The sequence below is a fragment of the Haloarcula sp. NS06 genome (assembly GCF_051122755.1).
GTDB lineage: Archaea > Halobacteriota > Halobacteria > Halobacteriales > Haloarculaceae > Haloarcula.
Genome location: NZ_CP184844.1, coordinates 2,083,831 through 2,110,153, shown reverse-complemented (window position 1 = coordinate 2,110,153; position 26,323 = coordinate 2,083,831). Strand labels below are relative to the sequence as shown.

Genomic DNA, 26,323 nt, shown 5'->3' with positions numbered 1-26,323 from the left:
TCGCCGATATAACTATGACACGCGGTGCCGTCGCAAGTGGTCAGAAGAGGCGTATCGGTGCGTGTCGACAGGGCTGGCGGGAATCTCCATCCCCAGACCGGAATCCTGCCGGAGTCCGGTCAGATAGGCGCGACGGGGTGCAGTGATGGTCGAGTTCGAACCTCGGCTGTTCGACGAGATCGATCCGTCTGAACGGCCCTCGTTGGGTGCCGCACTCGTGCCAATCGCGGGAATGATCGTGTTCCTCAGCGTGGGCCTCGTCGCCTTCGATCTGGACCCACAGTTCCCGCTTTTCTGGGGGATTGCCTTCACCGGCCTGTTCGCACGGTACCATCTCGGGCTGTCGTGGACGGAACTGTATGACGGCATTGCCAGTAGCCTGCTCATGGGCATGCGGGTAATTCTCATCATGTTCACCGTCTATGCGCTCATCGCGTCGTGGATTCAGGCGGGCACGATTCCCAGCCTCATGTACTTCGGGCTGGAGCTGTTCACGCCCACGGTGTTTCTCCCAGTAGCGGCTATTCTCTCGGCGATAATCTCTTTCGCCGTCGGCTCCTCGTGGACGACGGCCGGGACGCTCGGGGTCGCGCTCATCGGGATCGGGTCGGGACTGGGTATTTCAGAGCCGATGACTGCCGGCGCGATTCTCAGCGGGGCCTACACGGGAGATAAGCAGTCCCCGCTCTCGGATACGACGAATCTGGCCGCCGCAGTGACGGACACAGACCTGTACGAGCACATCAACGCGATGCGGGCCGGGACGCTCGTCGCGTTCACGATCGCCATCGTCCTGTACGCTGGCCTCGGACTGCGGGCCGCTGGGGCCATTCCCGCTGACCGCGTTGCGTCCATCCAAGCGGCGATCGAGAGTACATACGTCGTCTCGCCGCTCGTGTTTCTGCCAATCGTCGTGACCTTTGGGCTTGCGCTGCGTGGCATCCCCGCACTGCCGACGCTCGGGACGGGCGTCTTCGCGGGCGTTGGGACCGCGATGTTCGTGCAGGGAACCGGATTTGGCGCTGCCTGGTCGGCGGCACAGTCCGGAACAGCCCCGGAAACTGGGATGGAACTCGTCAACGGGCTCCTAGAGAGCGGTGGGCTGACCGGCGGCGCGTGGATTGTGACGATCGCGATTGCCGCGCTCGCACTGGGCGGCCTGCTCGAACGGGCCGGCGTGCTCGCGGTGCTCTCCCACCATCTCGGGCGACTCTGCCACAGCGTCGCGAGTCTCACGGGCGTGACCGCTGTGTCCGCCATCTCGATGAACATTCTTGCGGCGGAACAGTACGTGAGTATCGTGGTGCCGGGGATGACACTCGGGAATCTGTACAACGAACAGGGGCTCAAGAGTCAGAACCTCTCCCGGGCCATCGAAGCGTCGGGAACGACGACGAGTGCCCTTATCCCGTGGAGCAGCGGCGGACTGTTCATGGCCGGAACGCTCGGCGTTCCAACACTGGAGTACGCGCCGTACTACTTCTTCGGCTTCCTCTCGCCGCTCGTGCTCCTGTTCATCGGGGTGACCGGCTGGCAGATCGTCTATGCGGACCGAACCGACAGCGAAGAGCCGGCCACGGGGCCCGGTGGTGCCGGATCGGTGGCAGCGGGCGAGGACTAATCGGCCCCGAACCGCCCGCAGTAGCGGATACGTGACGACATCTGGAAGTCATCTTCTGACGATGTCTGAAAACCGTTTCGGGGTCCGCGTGCGCGTGTGCGCGCGAAGCCCTGATAAGTCCACAGCCCCTACATTAAATGATGACACCACAGAAGCCATCCGCTGACGGCGAGCAGGCTGCCGACGGTCGGGCGAGCGACGCGGGCCCGGCGGTCGACTACGAGACGGTGTCGGTCCCAGTGCTGGTCGTCGGCGCTGGCGCTGCCGGGGCGCGGGTCGCGATCGGACTCGCCGAGAACGGTGTCGAACCGCTGGTCATTGGCAAGCGGGACCACGGCGATGCGCATACGACCTGGGCGGCCGGTGGCATCAACGCCTCGCTTGGGTCGCTCGACCCTGAGGACGACTGGACCATCCATGCGGCGGATACGCTGGACGAGGGTCATTTCATCAACGACCCGAAAGCGGTCGAGTTGACGGCTAAGCACATGCCCGACCGCATCCGGGAACTCGACGAGTGGGGAATGCCGTTTGACCGCACCGAGGACGGCAAAATCAATCAGCGGTACTTCGGCGCGCAGTCGTTCCGTCGGACCTGCTTCGTCGGTGACCGGACGGGCGAGGCGATGCTTGATACGCTCGTCGACAAGGCCCAGAGTCTCGAGATTCCCTACCGCGACAACGTGATGATTACCCGCTTGCTCTCGGATGGCGACCAGATCTACGGCGCGGCCGGCTACGACATGGAGAGCGGCGAGTTCATCCTCTTCGAGTCCGACCACGTCGTCCTGGCGGCGGGTGGCTCCTCCGCCCTCTACAACCGCCACTCCTCGCGTGATGAGGAGAACAACGGTGACGGCCCGGCGCTGGCACTCGAAGCCGGCGCGTCGCTGATGGACATGGAGTTCGTTCAGTTCCACCCGACGGGGATGGTCGGCAACCGCTACGGCGAGGACTGGGACGGCCGACTCGTCACCGAGGCGGTTCGCGGCGAAGGCGGTCGGCTGCTCAACGCCAACGGCAAGCGGTTCATGGAAGAGTACTCGCCGGATCAGATGGAACTCGACGCGCGGGACGTGGTGGCCCGCGCCATCGCACAGGAGCTCCGTGAAGGCCGCGGAACCGAGAACGGAGGTGTCTATCTGGATATCTCCCACCGCGACGACGAGTACATCAAATCGCGGCTCCCGCGGATGTACGAGCGGTTCATGGACCTCGGCGTCGACATCACCGAGGAGCCGATGGAAGTCGCGCCGACCGCCCACTACTCGATGGGCGGCGTCGACATCAGCTTCGAGACCGGCGAAACCGGCGTTGGTGGGCTCTATGCCGTCGGCGAGACAGTAGCAGGCGTTCACGGTGCGAACCGCCTTGGCGGGAACTCGCTCGCGGAGACGGTCGCCATCGGCGCGCTCGTCGGCGACCACGTCGCGGCGCAGGTGACAGGCGACGACCGCAACGGGGCCTTGCCGGATGGACAGCGCGCTATCGCCGAGCGTGAGTTCCGGTCGCTGCGGGAACTCGAGGCCACCGATGGCGACGAAACGCCCGAGCAGCTCCTCGCAGACCTCGGCGACCTGCTGTGGGAGCACGCTGGTATCCTCCGCACTGACGAGTCGGTGTCGGCAGGGCTGGAGAAGCTCCGAAACCTCCGCGAGCGGACGGGGAACATCAGCGTCGACGGCGACCGGACCAGTCTGTCGTTCGAACTCGCTGTCGACCTCTCGTTCAGCCTCACGGTGGCCGAAGCGCTACTGCTGGGTGCGCGCAAGCGTGACGAGTCCCGCGGCGCACACTACCGCACCGATGCGCCCGATGTGGACCCCGACTGGCGGCGGAACATCCTCGTGAACCGCGGAGACACCGGGCTCGAACTGACGACCCGCGGGGTCGCCGAGCCGAGCGACGCAGTCAGCGAGGCGGTCGATGTCGGCTACGAACTCGACTATCACCATCTTGAGTAGGGGACACTTCGAGGACGGGCTCGGCCTTTTCGAGCACTAATCAAACGGTGATAGGCTCGTGGTTTTGGCTCCGCTGTCGTGTCCGGCATAGCATCCGCTGTGGTGTCTTTCAAATCGGCGCGGCTTCGACGGCTACTCCTCGACAGCGACAACTGCGGTCATGATATCGTCGACCAGTCGCGGGCTGTACGTCCAGAGGCCCCGGAACGGTCCGTCAACTGTTTCCTCAGCAACGAGCGCACACTTGTTCTGGTCGTCACCGGCGGCGTCGAACGCCAGCAACCACACCTGTTCGAGGGCGGTGTCTGTGAGCGGATGGAACGTGATTCCGGGAATCGTCGGCGGCTCCCAGTCCGCCTGTCCGTACACGTGAATGTCGAGGGCCGTGTCGCTGGCAAGCGTCTCATACCGGGCGCGCTGAGAGCGGAAAATCGACAGCGACTGGAAGCTCACTCGAAGGGTTCCCTCCCCGACGCGGTAGGCTCTGTCCTCGAACTCGTGGGACGTTTCGAGCAACTGTGCCGGTGTGAGCGATGAGAGGAGCGTGTTTGCGAGTGCCGAGTAGAGCAACTGTCGGCCCGGGTCACTGTCAGGCGGTCCGCGTTCGTCGGAGCCGATCGTCGGCTTGCACAGGAACGCCTGCAGGACGGTGAGTGGGACTGTCTCTGCGAACGCGCCATCCCGACGGATGACGACGAACGCATCTTTGTCGCCGGTCGGGAGTTTCCGCCACGTGGCGTCGATTCCCTGGCCTGCCAGACGCTCAACTAGAGTTGTCGATGCAGGCGGACCGTACACAGTCATCGCTACGTCCGAGCCCTCAAACCGTCGGAGGAGCGTGCTGACTGTCATCGGCCCATAGTTAGCCTTCGTGGTCTGTCTCAGCGGGATCCAGATCGGTTATCGTTGCAAGAATCTCGGTCGCTGACGGCGGCAGCGATGCCAGCGTTGCCGTCTGCTGGTCAGCATCGTAGGTAACGATGCCAGCGTCATCGAGAATGGGGAGGTGCTGGTGGTGGAGCGCAGTGCGGGTATCGTCCCAGTTGCAGGCGTCCCGCCCACGCGTTTTGAGCCAGCCTACGACCACATCAGTGAGTTCCGTAACTGTGGCCGAATCGTGTTCGGCGAGGTAGGTGCATATCATCCGTCGGGGCTCAGCTGCCAGCGCCCGTAGGAGCGTATCGAGTCGCTCGGATGATGATCCCGATGTCTCCGCAGGCTGTTCGTGTTGATCCATGTCAACCAATTATCCACTCTCAGTATTAATATCATTTGGCAGTAGTTAGTCACAGATGTGACGGAATCCATTTACGTGCCAGCACCGTCTAAAACGTATGAACTACGAGTCCGCTCTACAGCGTGCGTACGACGTGCTACCAGACCAGCCCCGGGAAGCCGGTGAACGGCTCTCGATTCCGGACCCGGAAGGTCAGACAGACGGGGCGTTCACACGCCTGACAAACTTAGAGGCAATCGCTGACGCCGTCTCACGGGACGCACAGCACCTCCACCGGGCCATCCAGCGCGAGTTCGGGACCAACGGGCAGTTCGACGGCGGTGAAGCCCGTTACAACGGCTCGTTCGATACCAGCGATTTCGAGGCTGCCATTGACGCGTACGTCGCCGAGTACGTCACCTGTTCCGAGTGTGGCCTGCCCGACACCGTCCTCAAGAACGAGGACGGCGTCGATATGCTTCGCTGTCAGGCCTGTGGTGCGTTCCGCCCGGTTGCCAAGGGTGCGAGTTCGAACACACAGCAGGACCGACCGACGCTCGAAGAGGGCGAGACCTACGAGGTCAAGATCACCGGCACCGGCCGCGAGGGCGACGGTGTCGCCGAGAAAGGGAAATACACCATCTTCGTCTCCGGAGCGCGCGAAGGACAGGTCGTCGAAGCTTACATCGAGAGCATCAGCGGTACGCTGGCGTTCGGCCGGGTCGCCTGAAGGAAGCTTCTCCGCGGCGCAGTTACGTTTCTTCCTTATTCCCAGAGATCCGTCGAGAGGTATCGTTCGCCGGTGTCAGGCAGGATGACGACGACCGTTTCCTCGGGGTTCTTTCGGGCATATTCGGCGGCCGCGTGCAACGCCGCACCCGAGGAGATTCCAACCATGATTCCCTCTTCGCTGGCAAGTCGGTGGGTCGCGTCGATAGATTCCGCCTTGCTCACGGTCCGAACCTCATCGACGAGGTCACGCCGGAGAATGTCCGGTACGAACCCGGGACCGATGCCCTGGATATCGTGGCTATCGGGGTCGTCCGCCGAGAGCAGTTTGGACTGTTCCGGCTCAACAGCAACTGAGGTGAGGTCTGCACCGACCGCCTCCTCGATGTACTCCGAGATGCCGGTGATTGTGCCGCCGGTCCCGACGCCGGCGACGACCGTGTCTACGTGGCCGTCGGTATCAGCCCAGATTTCCGGGCCGGTCGTCTCGCGGTGGGCCCGCGGGTTCGCCTCGTTCTCGAACTGCCGGGCACGGACAGTGCCCGGCGCATCCGCGAGTTCGTTCGCGCGCTCGATTGCGCCGCTCATCCCGCCGTCGGCCGATGTGAGTTCGAGGTCCGCGCCGAGTCCCGAGAGCAACTGCCGGCGCTCCTCGCTCATCGATTCGGGCATCGTCAGCACGCAGTCATAGCCCCGTGCAGCACAGACAGCGGCCAGCCCGATGCCGGTGTTACCACTGGTCGCTTCGACGACCGTTCCGTCGTCGGGGAGGTCCCCGGATTCGGCGGCCGCCTCAACCATGTACAGCGCGACGCGATCCTTCACCGAGTAGGGGTTGGCCGCTTCGACCTTCGCGAGCAGATTGCCTGCGAAACTGTCGAGACAGACCAGCGGCGTGTCGCCGATGAGGTCAGTCACGCTAGCTGCGACAGTGCCGTCATCATCATCTCGCTGGGCGTACGACTGCATACATCGGGAGAAGACGATTGGTCCCCGTAACAGAGTGCCCCGAATACTGTGGGTCGAATACATTCACTCGGTTCCGAGTCTCCAGAAGCTTATGTCGTCCCCATCCAATCGTTTCAGTAATGCCTGAGATTACTGTCTCTGAGGGCCTGTACCGCCAGCTATCCGCCGCCGATGATAAGGTCGAGGAAGACACGCTCTGGAAGATGCTGCACCAGTTCAAGCGCCAGAACACGCCAAGCGAGTAACGCCGTTGCTATCCGACCGGTTCGATGAGTTCTGATGAGTCGTTGGCGGGGCTGTTGACCGCTGACGAAATCGGATAGGTCTGCATGGGCCCGTCGTACGGGTCAAGCAGTGTGCCCACGTCGTCGGCGCTGCCGTGCAGCCACGTCGACTCCTCTGATGGGTCAAGAATGACGGCCATCCGGTGATGCAGGTCGGCGACAGCCTCGTTCGGCTCGGTCGTCACAATCGTGAACGACTCGACAGTATCGTCTTCTCCACCCGAATCGCCGCCGCTTGCACCGAACTCGCCCAGCCCGGCCTGTCGCTGTGGCGGCTCCCATCGCTCGTACAGCCCCGCCATCGCGAACAGGTCGTCGTCCGGCAGCGCCACGCGGTACGGTTGCTTGCCGTCGCTCGTCTCGACCCACTCGTAGAACCCATCAGCGGGAACCAGACAGCGCCGGGACTCGTAGGCATCGGCGAACGATCGTTTCTCCGCCAGCGTCTCGGCGCGGGCATTGATGTGCCCGTGGTCCGTTCGGTTGTCGGCCCAAGTCGGAATCAGGCCCCATTCCATCCGCTGGATTGTCCCGGGCGACTTGTCGGTGATGACCGGCAGGTCCTGACTCGGAGCGGCGTTGTATCGAGACTCGTGGTCGACGGAAAACTCGGCGTCGAATCGCGTCTCAATTTCTTCGCGGGGGGAGAACAAACTGTAGCGGCCACACATGACCTGTGTTTGGCGTTCCCGCTGGATAAATCCACTACTCGCGCATCCACTCGCTTGCCTGTGGCTCCGCCGGGTCGGTCCTGACCTCAACGAGCGTCGGCGCGTCCGTCTGCACCGCTTCACGAACCGCCGCGCGGATCTCGGACGGTGTGTCGGCTTGCATGGCCTCCATCCCCATTCCGGCAGCGACAGTTCCGAAATCAATCGGCGTCCTGTCCCATCCGTACGCCTGATCGTCGAGATCGTAGCTGCGCCCGGCCTCCTCGCTGATAATCGCGTAATCATCGTTGTTGAGGACGACAACGGTGATCGGGAGGTCTTCAGCGACCGCGGTATGAAGCTCGTGGACGCACATCATGAGGCCGCCATCACCGGTCAGTGCAACGACGGGCGTGTCCGGGTTCGCTAGCTGTGCCCCAATCGCCGACGGCAGTCCCGTTCCCATGGTCGCCCACGACCCGGGGTTGACGTAGCTGCGTGGCCCGTGCGCCTCAAACGCGTTCAGCGCCCAGACGCGGAACCCTCCGGCATCGACGGCCGTGATGGCGTCCGAAGGGAGTGCGTCTCGAAGGATTTGCAGCACGTGGACGGAGGTGAGCGGTAGTTCCGAGTCGACGAGCGGTTCGATTCGACGCGCAGTGGCAGCACGGACAGCCTGTGCGCGTTCGGTGCCGTCCGTCTTCGAGACAGGAGCGGTGTCGGCCGCCGCGATTCTGTTTTCAATCGCTGCCATCGCGTCCGCGGCATCTGCGAGGATGCCGACAGTCGGGTCATAGCCCGTGCCGAGGTCGTCAGCGTCAATGGTGACCTGAATGAGTGTCTCGGGCAGTTCGACGGACCACCCGCGTGTCCCGTGGGCGTCGAGGTCTGAACCGACGGCGAGCACGGCATCGGAGTCGGCGAGACAGTCCAGTAGCTCCGGGCTCGCGCTGCCGGCCAACACGCCGGCACTGAGGTCGTGATCCTCCGGGAGCACGCCTTTGCCTTTGTACGTCGTTACGACGGGCGCGTCGATTCGCTCGGCGAGGCTTCGGAGCGCCGCCGTCCCACCCGACGCCCGCACGCCACCACCGGCCAGAATAAGCGGCCGCTCGGCCGCGAGCAGGTGCTCGGCGGCTGTCGAAACCTCTTGCTCCGGGACGGTGCTTGCGGACGGAGCCGACGGTGTGCTTGCACCGGCGAGCGGGACATCCATCTGTAAATAATTCTTCGGAAGCCCGACTCTGACTGGGCCCTTCGGGGGTGTTTGCGCGATCTGTACTGCCCGGTCGATTGTCGCCGCTGTCGTTTCGGGGTTTTTCAGTAGTATGTTCTCTTTGACGACGTTGTCGTAGGTGTCCGGTGGGGTTTCGTGAATCGCATCACCGCCCCGGAGTGCCGGCTCGGTTTCGATGGCGAAATGCACCAGCGGCGTGCAGTCATTCAGCGCGTTTTTCAGGCCGTTCATCGCGTTCATATCGCCCGGGCCGGGGACGACAACAGTGCTCGCTATCTCTCCGCTCGTTTCTGCATAGCCCCAAGCCTGATGTGAGACCGCAGTTTCGTGTCGGGCCACGACGAAGCGGATGTCGTCCCGGTTGCCGATGGCCTCGTTCAGCGGGAGGGACTGCTTCCCCGGGATTCCGAAGACGGTATCGATGCCGTTCGCGACGAGACGGTCTACCACCGCCAGACTAACGCGCATACTGATTCCTCACTCCGAAGACAATTCACTCTCATGACTTTAGTTCGCCGCCGGCCATGCCTAGACCCCAGACCACATCGGGTCGCCACAGCCGCAGGGGAGAAGATACTACTGGGCCCTGCACGGCCCGCGAATTTAAATCCGAAAGCGCCCAACTACGTGACAGATGACCACGGACCCCTCGTTCAGCATCCCCGCACACCCACAGCGGCGCTTTCCCCACGGGAGCGGGGTCGAGTACGAGGGCGGGACGGAATTCCGACTCATCCCGGAACAGGAGCAGGCGACGCCGGAACTCGCCGAGACAGTCGTCGACATTCTTGCGGCTGGGCCGTACCGCTACGGTGATTTCCACGACCTGCCGATGCCGCTGTGGCTGGTCCGCGACGAGGAAACAGCCGATGTGTTCCGCGTCGCGGTCCGCGACGGAACCGTGCGATTGCACGTCCTGCCGACCACGGAATCCGACGGGCTACAGCGTTTCTTTGAGCGCCTGTGTGAGACCAGCGCGGGGGTGTCGTGGGCCGTGCAACGACACGTTGACGGACAGTAGCCGGACCGCCGGGGTCACGCAGACCCAAAACCGTCTTACACACCTGCCTCCATGTCTTGGCCATGACCGTCTCTCGCGAAGTCGAGCTAGAAGGCCACATCATCGACTCCGGGATGATGCAGTCCTGTTTCGGTATCATCATGGATCTGGGCGGTTCCTTCTCCGTCCAAGAGTTCGATATCGGCCGCCACAAAGACGAGGAGTCCTACGCCCGGATGCTCGTCGAAGCCGACGATGAGGCCCAACTACAGTCGATTGTCCACGAACTCCACCAGCACGGCGTCAACCCCTCGGACCCGAAAGACGCCACGCTCGTCCCCGCGCCCGACGATCAGGTCGTCCCACATGGCTTCTACTCGACGACGAACCATCCGACGTTCATCCGTCACGACGGCGAGTGGGTCGAAGTCGAGGACGTGGAGATGGATTGCGCCGTGGTGGTCGAGGACGGTGACTCCCCCCGGGCCTACACGAAAGTTCTCAACGCCATCGAAGAGGGCGACATGGTCGTCACCGACGAAACGGGCATCAAGGTCCAACCTCCGGAGCGGCCCCGTGACTCAGGTGGCGCGTTCGGCTTCATGCAAGGTGGCGTCTCCTCGGAGCGGCCGTCAGAGTCGACAATCCGCAAAATCGCAAACGCGATCGAAGAAACGAAAAAGGAGGGCGGCAAGGTGATGGCGGTCTGTGGGCCGGCGCTCATCCACTCCGGGGCACGTGAGGACCTCGCTCGCCTTGTCCGAGAGGGCTACGTCGACATACTCTCGGCCGGCAACGGCTTTGCAGTCCACGACATCGAGCGGGACATCTACGGCACCTCACTCGGCATGGACACCGAGAGCCTTGACCACCCCCGCCACGGCCACAAACACCACATCTACACCATCAGCGAGGTCATCCGCGAGGGCGGGATTGAGGCGGCCGTCGAATCCGGAACCATCGAGTCCGGCGTCATGTACGAGTGTATCGATAACGACCGTCCGTTCGTGCTCGCGGGATCGATCCGCGACGACGGCCCGCTCCCGGACACGATTACCGACGCCGTCGAGGCCCAGAACGCCATCCGAGAGCAGGCCCACGAAGCCGACATGGTGCTGATGCTCTCGACGCTGCTGCACTCGGTCGCCGTCGGGAATTGCCTCCCCTCGACGACACGGGTCGTCTGCGTCGACATCAACCCCGCGACGGTGACACAGCTCCTCGACCGCGGCTCCGCACAGGCAGTCGGGATGGTCACCGATATCGGCACCTTTGTCCCGATTCTGGCGAGGCAGTTGCTTGGCGAGGAATAGAACGACCACGAGCGGCGCGAGTGAGCGAACAAGCGAGGAGACGCGAATCGGTGATTCGTGGACTGTCCTCGGTTGTCACGCCCGTGTTCTCGCGAGATGCTTATTACCGGCCATCCGATAGTCCGTCTATGTTCTCTTCCGAGCGGCAGTTCGTGCAGCTTTCTAGCGGTATTTCCGGCCTTGATTCGCTTCTCAGAGGTGGACTGGTAGAAGGGCGACTCTATCTCGTTATCGGGCCGCCCGGAACTGGCAAAACACTGCTTGGCACGCAGTTTCTCGAAGCAGGGCTCGAAGCTGGCGACGACGTACTGTTCATTCATGCCGAAGAATCTGCTTCCGACCTGCTGGCGAACACTGCCGAACTCGGCATTGATATCAGCGACGCGACGTTTCTCGACGTTGGCCCCGACTCAGAGTTCTTCGAAGAGGCTGAGTCGTACGACGTTGTCAAACCCCAAGACGTCGAGGACGGCCACCTGATTTCGGATATCCGCGAGGCTATCGAGCGGGTCGACCCGGACCGCGTTCTCATCGACCCCATCACGCATTTCCAGTATCTTGAACCGACCGAGTACCAGTTTCGCAAGCGCGTCATCTCTTTCGCACGCTTCCTGCAGGACAGGGAGACGACCGTGCTGGCGACCAAGACGCCGAGCAATCAGATGGACAGCCAGCTCAGGTCGCTCAGCGACGGCATCATCTCGCTCAGCTACGGCGACGAGAAGGCAGGTCGACGGATTCGATTGCGCAAGCATCGCGGCATCGGCCAACAGGACGGCTCACACGGGATGGAAATCCGCGACTCCGGCGTCGAAGTGTATCCGGCGCTCGAACCGGAACAGCGGACGCGGTCGTTCGACCCCACGCAGTTTTCCGCGGGGGTTCCGGAACTGGATTCGCTCCTCGATGGGGGACTCGAACGCGGGACAGTGACGATTCTTAGTGGCCCCTCCGGTGTCGGCAAGTCGACGACAGCGACGGAGTTCCTGGCCTCCGCAGCGGCAGACGGGTCCCCGGCGCTCGCGTACCTGTTCGACGAGTCAATCGACACGTTCAGCCACCGCTGTGAGACGTTCGGGATACCACTCTCGGAGTTACGTGACGAGGGGACACTTCTCGTCGAGGAGGTCGAATCGCTGGCGCTGTCGCCCGAGGAGTTCGCGAACCGCGTCAAGACCCAGTCCGAGGATCGGGGGGCCGAACTCGTCGTTATCGACGGCATCGCAGGCTACAAGAACGCGATCAAGCGCGGCCAAGACGACGTGGAACTGCGTCGGCGACTCCACGCCCTGACACAGCATCTCTCGCGGGAACACGGCCGTAATCCTGATTGACCAGCGAAGAGACGTGACCGGGTTGCACGAGCCGACGAGCGAGAACGTCAGCTACCTCGCTGACAACATCGTCTTCGAGAACTACATCGAGGTTGCGGGCGAACTCCAGCGCGTCGTCGGCGCACTGAAAAAGCGCGTCGGCGGGTTCGAGACAGTCCCGCGCCGATTCGAAATAACGGCCGACGGCCTACAGGTCGGTGCCCCCGTCTCAGGGATGCACGGCGTGTTCGAGGGCGTTCCCGAACAGCGCGGCGACAACACCAATCAGTCGTCCACTCGCTAACCACCGATGGCCGACATCCAGTTACTGCTGGCCGGCGATGGCAACCGGGACGCACTCGCCTCCGTCGTCGCCGAACACCACACGGCGATCACGGACGGCGAGTTCCGGGAGGCGGACCTCCACATCGTCGACGAGTCGTCGTTTTCGCAATACAGAGAAGCGATAGAGCAGTACAAACATCGGGCAGATCCGGTGTTCTGCCCCGTGATTCTGGTCCGTCGCGAGGAGACTCCGGGCAGGATCGATCTCCCCGATATCGACGCGGCCGAACAGCCACTCGTCGTCGACGATATCATGACAGTGCCGCTGGACACGCAGGCACTCTTTCGAACCATCGCGAACCTCCTCGCGCGGCGCAGTCACACCGAGGACCTTGCTAAAAACCTCAGGGAGCAACACAACGAACTCCGGCGGTTCAGAAACGCTGTCGAGCACGCAGGGCACGCGATTCTGATAACAAACATGTACGGCATCATCGAGTACGTTAATCCGGCGTTCGAGGAGTTAACTGGATTCAGTGCCGAAGAAGCAATCGGTCGGACGCCGCGGATACTCAAGTCCGGCGAACAGGGCGAACAGTTCTACGAACAGCTCTGGGACACGATTTGCCGTGGCGAGGTCTGGACGAGCGAAATTGTAAACGAGCGAAAGTCCGGAGAGCGATTCATCATCAACCAGACCATTGCCCCGATTCAGGACGCAGACGGGACGATCCAAGGGTTTGTTGGGATTCAGGACGAAATTACCGGTCGTCGGCTACGTGAGCAACAGCTCACCGTTTTTCACCGGATACTCCGACATAATCTCCGTAACAACGGAACGACGATCAGCGGACGTGCGGATATTCTCTCAGAACTAGTCGACGACGATGACGCGCTCGCCCATCTTGAGACCATCAAAAGAAACGTTCAGTCCCTGCTCGATATCAGCGAGAAAGCCCACCACGTGCAGGAACTGCTCGCGGACTCACTGACCGACGATGTCGAGCGCGAACTCGAAACTGCCCTCGGTGATATCACAGACGGGCTGGCCGCAGCATACCCCGACGCCGAGTTCGTCGTCGAGGTCGATTCACTCCCGTCATCGACGATAGATGCAAAGGTTGTTCCGGCGTTGCAGGAACTCATCGAGAACGGTATCAAGCACTCCGACGCATCGGCACCGCGAGTGACCATCCGGGCGAAGCGCCACGACACGACAGCGACAGTGACGATTTCAGACAATGGGCCGGGCGTCCCGGACCAGGAGCGACAGGTCATCGAAGCAGCGGAAGAAAAGCCGCTTGAACACGGGTCCGGGCTGGGGCTGTGGTTCGCGTACTGGCTTATCAGCTACATCGGTGGCGATATCGACATTCAGACCCATAGTGACGGGACGAGTATCTCCGTGATGATGCCCGTGCGGTGACGGCGAACACACGCTCAGATGGCGGCCCATGCCAGGACAATGACGGCAGCGCCGACCACCGTTGACCCGACAGCGTGCGTCCGGAGTTCGTCGAGCAGGTCGTGAGAGTGGTCGTGGAGTTCACAGACCTCATCGATCTCACTGCCGGCTTCGCAGTTCGGCAGGAAATCCATTGCGACGTGGAGGAAGATGCCAGCGGCGAATCCGAAGATAACTGCGTTGAGAAGCGCTGACTCCGGTACTGGAAGCAGCGCTGCCGGGATCGCCGTCAGGCCAACGCCGGCCGCGGGGAGCAACAGGGCAGTTGCGGACTTGCCGCTACGTCCGAGCCGCCGGGCGGCAGCGTAGCCGGCCGGCCCTTTGTGCGAGACGATGGCGAGGCCGAGCAGGATACCCAGTTCTGGCATCGAAGCATAGACCAGCCCGATGACCAGTCCGGCCGAGAGCGCGTGGGCAGCGATGGCGAGTGTCGTTATATCGAAGGACGTCTCAATGTGGGTCAGTCGGTGGCCGATAGTGTGGGTGCCGTAGCCGGTGACCAGTCCGGCGGCGATACCGACGCCGCCGATTCGCGCTGCACCGGCCTGACCGCCAAGCCCCATCGCCTGCGGGACGAGGAACATGGCTGCTGACGCAACCATCGCTCCGCTCGCGAGGCCGTACCCCCAGACCAGTCGGTACGGGTTTGTCTCGTCGGCCCGCGCACCGAGCCACGCGCCCATTGCCATTGCGACGAATGCGACCCAGGAGATAACGAGGACTTTGCCCGCCCCGGCAGTGAATGCGACGGCTGACAGGACTACCAAGCCGACGGCACCCGCGATACCAGCGGCGGACACCCGCCCATTGTTATTAAAAATTGAGGTTGAGTTAATAGACATTATCTACAATCACCGGCCTGTTGCCAATAAACCCATCGGTGGCGGTCACCGCGTCGCTGACCGATAGTCGCCCCAGTCGAGGACCCCGCCGTCCAGTGCTGACGGATCAGCGTCCCGGAGTGCCCAGAGAACCATTTCAGCGACGGATTCTGGATCGCGTCCGCCGTCACCGGAGAGGTCCGTCGCGACCTGTCCGGGGTCGACTGCACCGACCGGAATATCGAGTTCGGCGGCGAACCCGCGGGCAACAGCCTCCGCGGCGGCCTTTGAGACGGCGTAAGAACCGTACCCGGGCATTCCCTCACGCGCAACGACGCCCGTCGGGACGACGATGCGGGCGTCCGAACCGAGGTGTGGGACCGCTTCACGGATCGTTGAGAACACGCCGCGAGCGTTCGTCCGAATGTGGTCGTCGAAGGCGGTGTAGGACTCCTCGGTGAGCGGCGTCTCACCGGCGGTTCCGTGGTAGACGCCGGCGTTGGCGACAACGTACTGTATTGCATCTCCTTCCCGCATGGCAGTTTCGACCAGCCGTTCAACATCGTACTCATCGCGTACGTCCGTGCGAATCGCGGTCACGGAGCCACCCGCGTCCCGGATGTCACCTTCGACCCGCTCAAGCGCCTCGGCGTCGCGGGCACAGATAACCGTATGTGCGCCTGCACCCGCTACCGCGTGAGCTATCTGCTCGCCGATACCTCTACTCGCACCCGTGACAACAGCGGTTGCGCTGTCCATCGCTGGGACCATAGCGGTGGTACCGCTGCCAGCCACAAGGTCGTTGCTCTCACCCCCTATTGAGTGGGAGCGGTAGTCTCTTGTCGAACGCCCGCTACCGACCGGGCATGGACATCACGATTGCCAAGTCGACGGTCGAGGGGACGGCACAGGCGCCGCCGTCGAAGAGCTACACGCACCGGGCAGTGCTGGCCGCGGGCTACGCTGACGGCGCAGTCGTCCGCGACCCGCTCGTGAGTGCGGACACGAAGGCCACGATGCGAGCCGTCGAGGCCTACGGCGGCAGTGTTTCGCTGGCCGACGACGAATCGACGGTCGAGGTTACGGGCTTCGACGGGCGTCCGGAAACGCCGGCTGACATCATCGACTGCGCCAACAGCGGGACGACGATGCGACTGGTCACCGCTACGGCTGCGCTACAGGACGACCTCGCGGTGCTGACTGGTGACGAGTCACTCCGGTCGCGCCCGCAGGGGCCGCTGCTGGATGCTATCGGACAGTTGGACGGCGACGCCGAGTCGACGCGCCGGAACGGGCAGGCCCCGCTTGTGGTCGGCGGCGGCATCGACGGCGGCGCAGTGGAAATCCCCGGCGACGTATCCTCGCAGTACATCACTGCGCTGCTGATGGCCGGTGCCGTCTCGCCGGACGGCATCGACATCGACCTGACGACCGAACTGAAGTCGTCGCCGTACGTCGACATCACGCTGGAGGTGCTGGACGCGTTCGGCGTCGACACCCAGAAAACCGACACCGGGTTCACCGTCGACGGCGGCCAGACCTACGTCCCCGACGGCGGCGACTACAACGTCCCCGGGGACTTCTCGTCGATGAGCTACCTGCTCGCGGCCGGCGCGCTCGCCGCCGAGGACGGCCTGCAGGTCACGTCGGCGTTCCCGAGCGCTCAGGGTGACGCCGCAATCGTCGACATCCTCGACCGGATGGGGGCCGACCTCGACTGGGATGAGGAACACGGCGAAATCACCGTCTCGAAATCTTCGCTGACCGGCATTGAGGTCGGCGTCGAGGACACGCCGGACCTCCTGCCGACCATCGCAACGCTGGGGGCCGCTGCCGACGGCGTCACCCGGATTACCGACGCCGAACACGTCCGGTACAAGGAGACTGACCGCGTGAGCGCGATGGCCGAGGAACTCACGAAGATGGGCGCGGAAGTAGAGGAACACCAGGACGAACTGTTCGTTTACGGCGCGGACAGCGACCTCGCCGGCACGACCGTCGAGGGCCGTGCAGACCACCGCATCATCATGTCGCTGGCCGTCGCCGGCCTCGTCGCCGACGGCGAAACGACGGTGACGGGCGCGGAGCACGTCGACGTGTCCTTCCCGGACTTCTTCGACGTGCTCGAGTCGCTCGGCGCTGCTGTCGAGCAATAAGGTATCGGGACACCAGCAGGTCAGTTTTTGCAATGAAATAGTTTTGATGATTTGATAGATGAGTGGTCTTATACGTTTCGAGTGTCATTTACAACACACGTTGTGAATCAGACGAGCGCTTCCGAACAGTCTACTGCGGACCCCACGACAGTCCTCTACGTCGATGACGACCAGTTGTTGCTTGATTTGCAGGCCGATATCGCCGACGAGCGCGAGGCAGTCGAACTAGTAACGACACCAAACACCGACCGGGCGATGACACTGCTGACCGACCGCGAATTCGACTGCGTGGTGGTTGGACGCCGGCGTACTGCCTCCTCAGTGGGCAACTTTGCCCGTACGGTCAACACGAAGTATACGGACACGACACTGGTACGGTACACCTGGGAGCCCTGGCCTGACGACGCAGACGAGGTGTTCGATGCGGTCCTTGAAAAACAGATCAGGGCGGCGGAGACGGTGCAGTTCCTCGACCGTGTCAGGTGGCTCGACGACTGACGGGTGCATCTACAAGGTTCAAATGCCCCCAACCCCGACACCACTGTAATGAACGGTAACGAGTTCGGTCGTCTGTTCCGCATGACGACCTACGGTGAATCTCACGGGGAGGCGATGGGCTGTACCGTCTCCGGCGTTCCGGCGGGCGTCGAACTCTCAGAGGAAGAGATACAGAAAGACCTCGACCGGCGCAAGCCCGGCCAGTCGATGATCACCACCTCCCGGGGCGAGCCTGATAAGGTGACGATCAACTCCGGGATTCAGGACGGCTACACGACGGGGACGCCTATCGGGATGGTCATCCAGAACAAGGACGCCCGCTCGGGCAAGTACGAACCCTTCATCACGGCCCCGCGGCCGTCTCATGGCGACTACACCTACTCCGCGAAGTTCGGGACCCGAAACTGGGGCGGCGGCGGTCGCTCCTCTGCCCGCGAGACCGTCAACTGGGTCGCTGCTGGCGGCGTCGCTAAGCAGGTCCTCGAACAGTCCGACCACGATGTTCAGATCAAGGCCCACGTCTGCCAGATCGGTGACGTAGAGGCCGGCCCGGTGACCTTCGAGGACATGCTCGAACACAGCGAGGAAAACGAGGTTCGCTGTGCTGACCCCGAAGCCGCCGAGGAGATGCGCGACGTGGCCGACCAGCACCAGAAGGAGGGTGACTCCATTGGCGGCGCGATTTACTTCGAGTGTCGCGGCGTCCCGTCCGGCCTCGGCGCGCCGCGGTTCGATAGCTTCCCGTCCCGGCTCGGACAGGCAATGTACTCCATCCCGGCGGTCAATGACTTCGAGTACGGTATCGGCCGTGAAGCCCGGACAACCAAGGGCAGCGAGTACACCGAGAACTGGGAGTTCAACGAGGACGGTCACCCCACGCCCGTCGGCAACGACCACGGCGGAATCCAGGGCGGCATCACAACAGGCCAGCCCATCTACGGCGAAGTGTCGTGGCACGCGCCGGTGTCGATTCCAAAGACCCAGGAGACCGTCGACTGGGAGACCGGCGAAGGCAAGGAAATTACCGTCACCGGTCGCCACGACCCGGTCCTGCCGCCGCGGGCGGTCCCAGTCGTCGAGGCCATGCTCGCCTGTACGGTGCTCGATTTCATGCTGCTTGGCGGCCGCATCAATCCCGACCGGCTCGACGGCCGGCCAGGCGAATACGACACCGACTACCACCCGTCCAGCCCGCAGAACGACCCCGAGGATGCGGACACCCACGCAAAAACCATCGACGACGACTAACATGGACGCACAACAGGAGTCCAAGTCGAACCCCTTCGGGATGGATGAAGAATGCCAGAACTGCCCTGCGCTGTGTGAGACGCGCGAGAACGTCGTTCACGGCTACGGCGACGTGGGCGCAGAGTTCATCGTTCTCGGTGACTCGCCCGCAGTCGGCGCCAACGAGTCCGGTCTCCCCTTCACCGGGGAGAGCGAGCGCGAACTGCTCGACATCCTCGCCGCGGTCGATATGTGTTCAGACCCGGACGCTGACAGACCACAGCTACAGAACACCTTCCTGACCTACGTCACCCGCTGTCGCCATCCCGACAGGGATGCGACTGACGAGGAGGTCGTTAACTGCGAGCCGTATCTCAACAGCGAGATACGGATGATTAACCCCGAGATCCTGCTGCCGGTCGGACAACGGCCACTCGAAGAATTGGCCTTCGAGTACACGACGATGAGCGAGGACGAACTCGACATCGAGGACCGCCACGCGACGACGATCCGCGGCCGCGGGTTCGAGATCCTCCCGATGATTCCACCGAGCGAACAGACTGACGCGGAACGGACGGCGTTTCTGGAACACTTCAGCGAGACGCTTGGACAGGACTACCGCCAGACGAAGGGCCGACGCGGGCGGTAGTCAGGTGTCAGACTGGACTTCAGTCGCAGCGGCCTGAGGTAACTCTTTCGGGCTCGACACTGTTCCGTACTCTGTTGCTGCCTGTAGACGGTTCTCGGCGTCGTGGCGGTACTGGCTCGCCTGTGTCGACTCACCCTGTTCGCTGGCATAGGTCATGCCGCTGAGCCATTCGGCGGCTTGCCAGAGGCAGGTCGCTTTCTTGCGTGCTCGTTCCGATAGCTCGGCCAGCGTGTCGTCGTTCGCTTCGCGAACAGCCGTCGTGAACTCCTCGACGCTGTCCTCGAAATCCGACGCGGCACTGTCGAACCCACCACGAGCGAGCGCCAACTCCCCGTCTTCGACGGTCGCCAGCGCGTCCGATAGCTGGCGGCGCGCCTCGCGATACCGTGTGTAGCCGATACGATATGCCCGCTGTGCTGCCGCCGTCCCGGATAACGTCGCTTGGCGGTCGCAGTCGCGACACACGACTTTCGGTTGTGGATCTCCAAGTACCCGATACTCCGACCCACATCCATCGCATCTGTAGGTCTGGGATTGCTCCATATAGATTCTCTTACTTATCAATTATCCCCCATGTGATATAATTGTTCTGTGCCTACACCGGAACACAAGCGACTAATCACAGTCGGGCCGAGAAGACAGTATGACTACGGTAACTGTGCTGGCTGACCCGCCAGTCGAAGGGTTCGTGTTACAGGAACTGGCGGGCGGCATTGTAGACGACGCCGAGGCCGCCGAGCTATACGAAGCCATGCTGCTTGACGTTTGTCGTGCGGTGGAGATCAGCGGTGCCGAGTTGTTGGTGAACTACCGTCCCTCGGAACAGGTCCCGGACGACGTCGACCCCGAAGCTGCGGTGCGGGAGCCAGTGACAGAAGCTCTTGAATCACCGGATAACGCCCGGTTCGAGGTTCAGGTCGGTTCGACGTTCGCCGGTCGGGTCGGGAACACGGTGACGCACCTCCTTGATGAAGAAGATGTCGCAACTGTCGCCGCCGTCAAACCGACAGCAGCGCTGCTGAACCGGCAACTCATCGACAGCGCAGCAATGAAACTCCGGTCCAGCGGCGTGGTTCTCGGCCCCGCTGCCGGCGGCCGCGTCTACTACGCCGGCTTCGGCGAGCCGATAGATTTCGAGGACAGCTACGCCACCCCAACAGTCGAAACGATCGGCGAGCGTGCTGCGGATGCCGGCCTCGACGTGGACTTTCTCCCGCCGTCAGCCGTTCTCGAAACGCGAGCGGATCTTGAGACCATCGTGCCGCTGCTCCGGGCCCGGAGCCGGGCTGGTCGGGTCGTACCGCAACAGACGACGGGGTTCCTCGATGACCTCGGAATACGTGTTGTCGACGACGACGGCGAGCCGAGCGTGGTCCGAGAGACCGACAGGTCTTAGAAGGCCCACCGAATATGCTTGACTGCGGTGGGATGGCAGAGCGGCCTATTGCGCCTGCCTTGAAAGCAGGTATCCTCACGGATTCCTGGGTTCAAATCCCAGTCCCACCGTTTGTTTCTACGTGAATAGCCTCACGTACTGCGGTTTTCGGTGGTTCGGGTATCTAGCCCCGTAGCGTTCACATCCGTAGTCTATATTCATGATAATAAATCCTATGCACGATAGCCTCGGGGCTAATTGGGCCTAGCTTGGTTGCATATGTTAGAGTGGAATAGTTTAATTAGAAACAATCATGATGCGGTGACGACATGCGTGTAACCATGATTCTACAATCCCTGCTCCCAGTCTTGCGGGATTTAGGCGTTTTCGCAGTTGGTGCGACAGTTGCTGGTTTGGTAGCAAAAGAGGCGATTGCTAATTACTTTGATAAGGAATTAAACAAATACCAAAAAGAGATTGATAAAGAGATAAGCAGATTTCAAGCTGAACTTGAGAAAGATAAAATGCAGTTTTCTCAATTACACAATGAGAGGGCAAGGATTACTGCGGAATTATACGAGAAGTTCGTAGAATTTGAAGAGGATATGCGGAGTCTGACCGACCCTGTGGAAAGAAGGGATGGCCCACCGAAAGACGAAAAATTTCAACCAGCGGCTGAATCAGGTAACGAATTCCGAAACTATTATATGAAAAATAAAATACATTTCCCGCCAGAAATATGTGAAACTATCGAGAGCTTGGATGACGAAATGCAATCTATTTATACCAAATTTGGCATCTTCAAGCCATACCAGTCTCGTATTGGAGACCCTCAAGACCCTGAAGAATGGCTAAATGTATGAAATCGGGTAACAAAAGACGAAGTGCCTGAACTAAAAGCAGAGCTAGAAGACTACTTCCGCGAATTGCTTGGTGTAGATATGGAACAGCAGAATGATTAAAATTGCTCCGAGCGAATACGCGAGGAGCCACCGGTACGCATTGGCGATTTGAGCCTTGCAAGTCCACGCAGAACGCGGTGAGTGTGATCGCCTTGTCTGGAAAGCTGAAACCCGTCGCAGCCGACTGCACGAGTAACAGACGCTGCAACGGGAAGATACAGAATTCGCTGCCTTCTGACTCGTAGGGACCGTTTACCGAATCGAGGCAATCGGGCGGTTTTATGTCGATGGTCTGGATTATATTTGAGTAATGGTACGTGAAGAGAGGTCCCCAAAGCAGCATCTTCCGAGCCTCCTCGCGGTCTGTGTCGTTGCCCTCCTCCTCGCAGCGACGGTGGCAGGTCCTGTTGCTGCTGCACCACGACTGTTCGTATCCGGCGCATCGAAAGAGGTAGACACGATACTGGCCGGTGAATCGGTAAACGTCACCGCGACGGTCAAGAACACCGGGAGCTCCGGGGGCGCGATGAGAGTTGAGTACATAGCGAACGGAACGACGAAAGCGACTGAGCGGGTGGCCGTCGATTCCGGGTCATCGGCCAAGCAGACACGGGCACTAACGTTTAACACGCCTGGGACATATCAGATTACGGTTAAAGGTCCAGAGCGGTCGGCTGGACGCCTTCAGGTCAAGAAGGCGACTGCAACGATGAGACGACAGGATGCAACCAGCCGACAAACCGAGGTCCGTGGCGGCGCAGTGCCAACGGCGAAGCCATACGAAGTCGAGATGCCGGGTGCGATGAACCGGACGTTCGCGGTCCAGTCGTGGACTGTAAACGCATCCCAGCGATCGTTCACACAGGACGTAACTGAATATACAGACCCCGCGGGCGCAGGTATCACAGTACCCGATGACGACGATGCATCGGTGTTCGGTGTGGTTACCGTCGGATCATCGGCAGGGGTCCAGCCGTCGTCGATGCAGTTCATATTGAACCGCTCGAACCTTCAATCGGCTGGCATCGATGCTTCGGCGGTCCGCGTGTACCACCGTGTGAACGGGTCATGGCAAGCCGCCGAAACAAGCGTTGTTGACGAGCGGCCTAACCAAGTCGTCTACGAAGCGGACACGGCGGGCGCATCGGCCTACGCGATTGGGCAGATCGAGCCTGCATTCAGCATCACGCGAACCGCAGTTGTCAGCGAACAGGTTCCTGAGGGGCAACGAGTCGTCGTTGAGGCAACGGTCTCCAACGGCGGCGGTATCGAGGGCTCCTACGACGCACAAATGCGGGTGGACGATGCGGTCGTCAATCGAACATCGGTGACTGTACCAGCGGACACCGAACAGACGGTGACGCTGTCGACGGTCGTAACAACGCCAGGGACGTTCCAAATCAACTTCAACGATGTCAACGCCGGCGAGATTCAGGTAACCGAGAGTCAGGTCCAGACCGGCGAAGACGGCGGCGCCGAGCCGAATCCGGAGCCGACGGGAACAGAGCCAGCGGCCCAGACCGAACCAGCGGTTGACGGTGACGGCGGACTCGGGCCGCTCCCGGGCACAATCATGGGCATCAATACGATGCTGGTCATCGGCGGACTTCTCGGTGCGTTGCTGCTGTTCGGTGTCGTCATCGCGCTCCTCCGACGAGGTGGCAGCCGGAACGACAGCGGCTTCGAACTGTAGGCGGGGAGAGAAACCCTTTTTGTGCCAGTGTCCAGAGAGTCGCGTATGGATTGGCCACACGATCCGGACGGCGAGGAAGGAAGCGAGGGCCGGCGAAAGTACGGCCACGCTGTGCTGGCGAAGAAAGTTGACGAGGACGAGGACTTCCCGCTGACCGCCGAGGAGTATGTCGAACAGTACGGAGATCACCCGGTTCGGATCGATTACGAGACGGTCGTCAGCGTGGCGGACATCTTCGAATACGTCGACCAAGAGGAGTTCAAGGACTTCCCGGACTTCCACAAATCGCTTGGGCGCGCGCTGCGCGAGGCAGACTGGTGGCCGTACAGACTCGAACAGGCCTGATTGTGTAGTGTGTGGGCACGACACATACTTGTGGGAGGCCGGTGTAGCGTCGCGTATGGCGACGACATCTTCAAGCGGCGACCGCACCGAGCAGGGACTTCCCGAAGAGGTTGTTGCTGACCTGTTGTCGGACAACACTCGCCGGCAGGCGCTCTCAATACTGGCTGACCGCGATGAGCCAGTGGTCGTGTCAGACCTCGCAGCAGCGGTTCTGGCGGCCGAGCGTGACACCGAACCAGCGGCGATCCCAGACACTGACAGGGACGAACTCACCGAGGAACTGTTTACCGATCACCTCCCGAAACTGACGGCAACAGATATTGTCGCGTACGATTCGATGGTCGGAACTGTCGAGATCCAGCGACGTGATGCAGTAGCGACTGACCCCCGTTGAATCGGCTCGCATATCTGGAATCCAACACCGGTCGGACCGGCCTTCAGTCCATTCTGCCGGTTAATTTCGACAGAGCAATACCCGTTGCTTCTAAACGAACGATGGACAGTGACCAACACCCAAATCACCCATATACAGATTGATAATTACGGGCCGTGGACTGTGACGCCTGAGCCCCGCCGTGAAGTCGACTTGCAGACGCTCCAGTCCCGGTTGTACGCTGACCTCGCACAGTTGGTCGGGAACCGCGACGGCTACATCTTCTTCTCGCGGTTCGACAACATGATTGCCGTGACGAATGGACTGGATGAGGCCGCACACGCGCTCATTCAGGAATCCGTCGGCAATCGCTACCCGGTGACGATGAGCCTCTCTGTCGCGACGGGAACGACACCCGTCTCGGCGCTGGGAACGGCGACGGAACAACTTCAGGAGGCCGGTAGTGCCCAGGACAAGGGTCGACGAGAAGTGCTACGCGGCCAGACGATCGACGAGCAGTTCCAGAAGCCCACAGACGTACAACTCGCGCATTTCGATGTCGATGACGCCACCGAGAAATACACCGACCAGCTCAACGAGTTCGACACGTTCATTCAGATCGAACAGGGGTATGCAGCGCTCATGAAATATATGCGCGAGGCCCACGACTCGCTGTCGTTTTTCGTCGGCGGCGACAACGTCATCGCAGTCTGTCCGGACCTGGATGAAGCCGACTACCACGACGCAATTAATCACGTTCGTGAAGCGGTCGACGTAGAGTTGAAAGTCGGTGTCGGACGCGGGCGGACGGCAGCGACGGCCGGGATGGACGCCAAGCATGCGCTAGAAACCTGTCGAGCGACTGGCGAGGCCGTCACCATCGAAACCGAGACAAGTGAATAACTTGTGAACCACGCGATATAAACGTAGTGGAGGTATCTTTTAGACCGGTCATGTGGTAACTACACACATGAACGGTGAGGTCACTGTGCGGGAGGTTATGAATAGAGAGTACGTCGGCGCAAGCGAGTCCGACGACCTCCTTGAAACGACGGAGCTGCTGATCCGAGAGGATCAGCACCCGATTCTCGTATTACGGGGGAACGAACCAGTCGGCGTCGCGACGGACAGAGACGTGCTGGCATATATCGTTGACGGTGGTGACCCGGAGACTGCCACTGTCGGTGACGTGATGCGTGAATCCATTCCGACAATCGGTCCCGATGCTGGACTCCCGGCGGCACGGGACCGGATGGCGACACGCTCCGCCGAGTTCCTTCTGGTAACGGCTGACGGAGAGCCGCTCGGGACACTGACCGAGCACGATATCCTCTCGACTGCGAGATTAGAGAGCGAGTCGACAGAGGTCGTCGAACAGACCTCGACAGTTGCGACGACCGGTCAGGAAGCCACAACCGACGGAATGCAGTCCGCCGCCGAGGATTCGTTCGACAGTCAGGGCATCTGTTCCGCCTGCAGCACGTTTACACGGGATCTGGCCTCGTTCAACGGGCAGCTTCTCTGTGCGGACTGCCGGGACGTCTGAGCCACTTCAACCGGTCTCCCTCACTGCAGCGGACGGATACGACGGCGTAGCCGAACTGTTTTGACCGTACGACACGGAGTAACATTGTGGAAATCGCCACCGCCTCGATGGATGACGTGGACACCATCGTTGACCTGTGGGTCCACTTGGCGGAGAGCCAGCGTGCTCACGGATCACATCTGTTCGGAGACCGGAACCGAACCGCGGTCCGAGAGACAGTCGTACAGCGCGTTGTCGCCGAGAACGTCTGTCTGGCTCGCATAGACCGGCACGTCGTCGGGTTCGTCATGGTGACCATCGACAGCGGCCGGTACGAACAAGACGAGACGCGGGGTATCATCGAGAATATCTTCGTCGAACCGGTCCACAGGAACCAGGGAATCGGCAGCGAACTGCTCGCTACAGGAGAAGAGCTACTCCACCAGGCCGGTGCAGATATCCTTGCGCTGGAAGCGATGGCAGACAACGAGTCCGCCCGACAGTTCTACCGCGCACACGGCTACGCACCACACCGGATCGAGCTCGAAAAGCCGACCGAAAACGATACTCTCTAAACGGTCCCCACACAACGCAGGTATGCAACCGTGCCAGGGGAGCTTGGGTGGTCCAAGCACTCGACTTGTAATCGAGAGTTCGTGGGTTCAAATCCCACCCCTGGCTTTACGCTTTTACCGCTGGAGGGCGTACGGCAG

27 protein-coding genes, 2 tRNA genes and 1 pseudogene are annotated in these 26,323 nt (G+C 61.6%); 22 read left to right on the top strand and 8 right to left on the bottom strand.

Going from position 1 to position 26,323, the window contains the following annotated elements; all coding sequences use genetic code 11:
- Positions 1 to 145 precede the first annotated feature (145 nt).
- Together nhaC and ACODNH_RS14825 are read left to right on the top strand one after the other, a co-directional pair.
- Entirely contained in the window at positions 146 to 1,621 is a 1,476-nt protein-coding gene (nhaC, locus tag ACODNH_RS14830; protein ID WP_306705450.1) for a Na+/H+ antiporter NhaC, read from the top strand.
- Positions 1,622 to 1,761: 140 nt separating this feature from the next.
- The gene (locus ACODNH_RS14825) at positions 1,762 to 3,585 is read left to right on the top strand and encodes an L-aspartate oxidase (RefSeq protein ID WP_306705449.1); all 1,824 of its coding nucleotides are present in this window, start codon (positions 1,762 to 1,764) and stop codon (positions 3,583 to 3,585) included.
- Positions 3,586 to 3,717: 132 nt separating this feature from the next.
- On the opposite strand, the gene ACODNH_RS14820 is transcribed toward ACODNH_RS14825, so the two are convergent.
- Positions 3,718 to 4,437, bottom strand: coding sequence for a DICT sensory domain-containing protein (locus ACODNH_RS14820; RefSeq protein ID WP_434530499.1), 720 nt, complete (start codon positions 4,435 to 4,437; stop codon positions 3,718 to 3,720).
- Positions 4,438 to 4,447: 10 nt separating this feature from the next.
- Positions 4,448 to 4,822 carry a DUF7344 domain-containing protein gene (locus ACODNH_RS14815; RefSeq protein WP_306705445.1) on the bottom strand — a complete coding sequence of 125 codons (375 nt, stop codon included), beginning with the start codon at positions 4,820 to 4,822 and terminating at the stop codon, positions 4,448 to 4,450.
- A gap of 97 nt (positions 4,823 to 4,919) precedes the next feature.
- Here ACODNH_RS14815 and ACODNH_RS14810 point away from each other — a divergent pair, with 97 nt between their 5' ends.
- Positions 4,920 to 5,531, top strand: coding sequence for a translation initiation factor IF-2 subunit beta (locus tag ACODNH_RS14810; protein WP_306705444.1), 612 nt, complete (start codon positions 4,920 to 4,922; stop codon positions 5,529 to 5,531).
- Between the two features lie 35 nt (positions 5,532 to 5,566).
- Here ACODNH_RS14810 and cysK read toward each other — a convergent pair whose 3' ends face one another.
- Entirely contained in the window at positions 5,567 to 6,499 is a 933-nt protein-coding gene (gene cysK / locus ACODNH_RS14805; protein WP_434530498.1) for a cysteine synthase A, read from the bottom strand.
- Positions 6,500 to 6,618: 119 nt separating this feature from the next.
- Here cysK and ACODNH_RS14800 point away from each other — a divergent pair, with 119 nt between their 5' ends.
- Positions 6,619 to 6,744 carry a hypothetical protein gene (locus ACODNH_RS14800; RefSeq protein WP_434530497.1) on the top strand — a complete coding sequence of 42 codons (126 nt, stop codon included), beginning with the start codon at positions 6,619 to 6,621 and terminating at the stop codon, positions 6,742 to 6,744.
- An 8-nt stretch (positions 6,745 to 6,752) separates the two neighbouring features.
- Here the strand turns inward: ACODNH_RS14800 and ACODNH_RS14795 are convergent, their stop codons facing one another.
- Complete coding sequence (locus ACODNH_RS14795) at positions 6,753 to 7,454, bottom strand: SOS response-associated peptidase (RefSeq protein WP_434530496.1); 702 nt, start codon at positions 7,452 to 7,454, stop codon at positions 6,753 to 6,755.
- A 34-nt stretch (positions 7,455 to 7,488) separates the two neighbouring features.
- Positions 7,489 to 9,138: a thiamine pyrophosphate-binding protein gene (locus tag ACODNH_RS14790; protein ID WP_434530495.1), complete on the bottom strand. Its 1,650-nt coding sequence runs from the start codon at positions 9,136 to 9,138 to the stop codon at positions 7,489 to 7,491.
- 166 nt (positions 9,139 to 9,304) lie between these two features.
- Between ACODNH_RS14790 and ACODNH_RS14785 the strand changes: the two genes are divergently transcribed.
- The 4 genes and pseudogenes from ACODNH_RS14785 (at position 9,305) to ACODNH_RS14770 (ending at position 14,007) form a co-directional block, all read left to right on the top strand.
- A complete protein-coding gene (locus tag ACODNH_RS14785; protein ID WP_306705431.1) occupies positions 9,305 to 9,691 on the top strand; it encodes a hypothetical protein in 387 nt (128 codons plus the stop codon).
- A 62-nt stretch (positions 9,692 to 9,753) separates the two neighbouring features.
- Entirely contained in the window at positions 9,754 to 10,983 is a 1,230-nt protein-coding gene (locus tag ACODNH_RS14780; protein ID WP_434530494.1) for a TIGR00300 family protein, read from the top strand.
- Positions 10,984 to 11,111: 128 nt separating this feature from the next.
- Positions 11,112 to 12,600: pseudogene (locus tag ACODNH_RS14775) on the top strand (ATPase domain-containing protein).
- Positions 12,601 to 12,606: 6 nt separating this feature from the next.
- On the top strand, positions 12,607 to 14,007 hold the full coding sequence (locus ACODNH_RS14770) for a PAS domain S-box protein (RefSeq protein WP_434530493.1): 1,401 nt from the start codon (positions 12,607 to 12,609) through the stop codon (positions 14,005 to 14,007).
- Positions 14,008 to 14,021: 14 nt separating this feature from the next.
- On the opposite strand, the gene ACODNH_RS14765 is transcribed toward ACODNH_RS14770, so the two are convergent.
- Complete coding sequence (locus ACODNH_RS14765; RefSeq protein WP_306705422.1) at positions 14,022 to 14,888, bottom strand: ZIP family metal transporter; 867 nt, start codon at positions 14,886 to 14,888, stop codon at positions 14,022 to 14,024.
- A 45-nt stretch (positions 14,889 to 14,933) separates the two neighbouring features.
- Complete coding sequence (locus ACODNH_RS14760; protein ID WP_434530492.1) at positions 14,934 to 15,638, bottom strand: SDR family NAD(P)-dependent oxidoreductase; 705 nt, start codon at positions 15,636 to 15,638, stop codon at positions 14,934 to 14,936.
- A 95-nt stretch (positions 15,639 to 15,733) separates the two neighbouring features.
- Here ACODNH_RS14760 and aroA point away from each other — a divergent pair, with 95 nt between their 5' ends.
- From aroA to ACODNH_RS14740, 4 genes are all read left to right on the top strand, one after another.
- A complete protein-coding gene (gene aroA, locus ACODNH_RS14755; protein WP_434530491.1) occupies positions 15,734 to 17,023 on the top strand; it encodes a 3-phosphoshikimate 1-carboxyvinyltransferase in 1,290 nt (429 codons plus the stop codon).
- Between the two features lie 102 nt (positions 17,024 to 17,125).
- Positions 17,126 to 17,521 carry a hypothetical protein gene (locus ACODNH_RS14750; RefSeq protein ID WP_434530490.1) on the top strand — a complete coding sequence of 132 codons (396 nt, stop codon included), beginning with the start codon at positions 17,126 to 17,128 and terminating at the stop codon, positions 17,519 to 17,521.
- A 48-nt stretch (positions 17,522 to 17,569) separates the two neighbouring features.
- Entirely contained in the window at positions 17,570 to 18,769 is a 1,200-nt protein-coding gene (gene aroC / locus ACODNH_RS14745; protein ID WP_434530489.1) for a chorismate synthase, read from the top strand.
- A gap of 1 nt (position 18,770) precedes the next feature.
- Positions 18,771 to 19,397: a uracil-DNA glycosylase gene (locus ACODNH_RS14740; RefSeq protein WP_306705413.1), complete on the top strand. Its 627-nt coding sequence runs from the start codon at positions 18,771 to 18,773 to the stop codon at positions 19,395 to 19,397.
- On the opposite strand, the gene ACODNH_RS14735 is transcribed toward ACODNH_RS14740, so the two are convergent.
- Entirely contained in the window at positions 19,398 to 19,940 is a 543-nt protein-coding gene (locus ACODNH_RS14735) for a hypothetical protein (RefSeq protein WP_306705411.1), read from the bottom strand.
- A 100-nt stretch (positions 19,941 to 20,040) separates the two neighbouring features.
- On the opposite strand from ACODNH_RS14735, the gene ACODNH_RS14730 reads away from it, so the two are divergent.
- From ACODNH_RS14730 to ACODNH_RS14685, 10 genes are all read left to right on the top strand, one after another.
- Positions 20,041 to 20,793: a hypothetical protein gene (locus ACODNH_RS14730; protein WP_434530488.1), complete on the top strand. Its 753-nt coding sequence runs from the start codon at positions 20,041 to 20,043 to the stop codon at positions 20,791 to 20,793.
- 26 nt (positions 20,794 to 20,819) lie between these two features.
- Positions 20,820 to 20,903, top strand: a tRNA-Ser gene (locus tag ACODNH_RS14725).
- Positions 20,904 to 21,113: 210 nt separating this feature from the next.
- Entirely contained in the window at positions 21,114 to 21,635 is a 522-nt protein-coding gene (locus ACODNH_RS14720) for a hypothetical protein (RefSeq protein ID WP_434530487.1), read from the top strand.
- 349 nt (positions 21,636 to 21,984) lie between these two features.
- Complete coding sequence (locus ACODNH_RS14715) at positions 21,985 to 23,367, top strand: PGF-pre-PGF domain-containing protein (RefSeq protein ID WP_434530486.1); 1,383 nt, start codon at positions 21,985 to 21,987, stop codon at positions 23,365 to 23,367.
- 45 nt (positions 23,368 to 23,412) lie between these two features.
- On the top strand, positions 23,413 to 23,712 hold the full coding sequence (locus tag ACODNH_RS14710; RefSeq protein ID WP_306705405.1) for a DUF5785 family protein: 300 nt from the start codon (positions 23,413 to 23,415) through the stop codon (positions 23,710 to 23,712).
- A gap of 55 nt (positions 23,713 to 23,767) precedes the next feature.
- Positions 23,768 to 24,106, top strand: coding sequence for a DUF7344 domain-containing protein (locus ACODNH_RS14705; RefSeq protein WP_306705404.1), 339 nt, complete (start codon positions 23,768 to 23,770; stop codon positions 24,104 to 24,106).
- A gap of 108 nt (positions 24,107 to 24,214) precedes the next feature.
- Positions 24,215 to 24,988: a GTP cyclohydrolase III gene (locus ACODNH_RS14700; protein ID WP_306705402.1), complete on the top strand. Its 774-nt coding sequence runs from the start codon at positions 24,215 to 24,217 to the stop codon at positions 24,986 to 24,988.
- A 67-nt stretch (positions 24,989 to 25,055) separates the two neighbouring features.
- Entirely contained in the window at positions 25,056 to 25,631 is a 576-nt protein-coding gene (locus ACODNH_RS14695) for a CBS domain-containing protein (protein WP_306705399.1), read from the top strand.
- Between the two features lie 86 nt (positions 25,632 to 25,717).
- Positions 25,718 to 26,185: a GNAT family N-acetyltransferase gene (locus ACODNH_RS14690; RefSeq protein ID WP_306705397.1), complete on the top strand. Its 468-nt coding sequence runs from the start codon at positions 25,718 to 25,720 to the stop codon at positions 26,183 to 26,185.
- A 32-nt stretch (positions 26,186 to 26,217) separates the two neighbouring features.
- Positions 26,218 to 26,291, top strand: a tRNA-Thr gene (locus ACODNH_RS14685).
- The last annotated feature ends 32 nt before the right edge of the window (positions 26,292 to 26,323 follow it).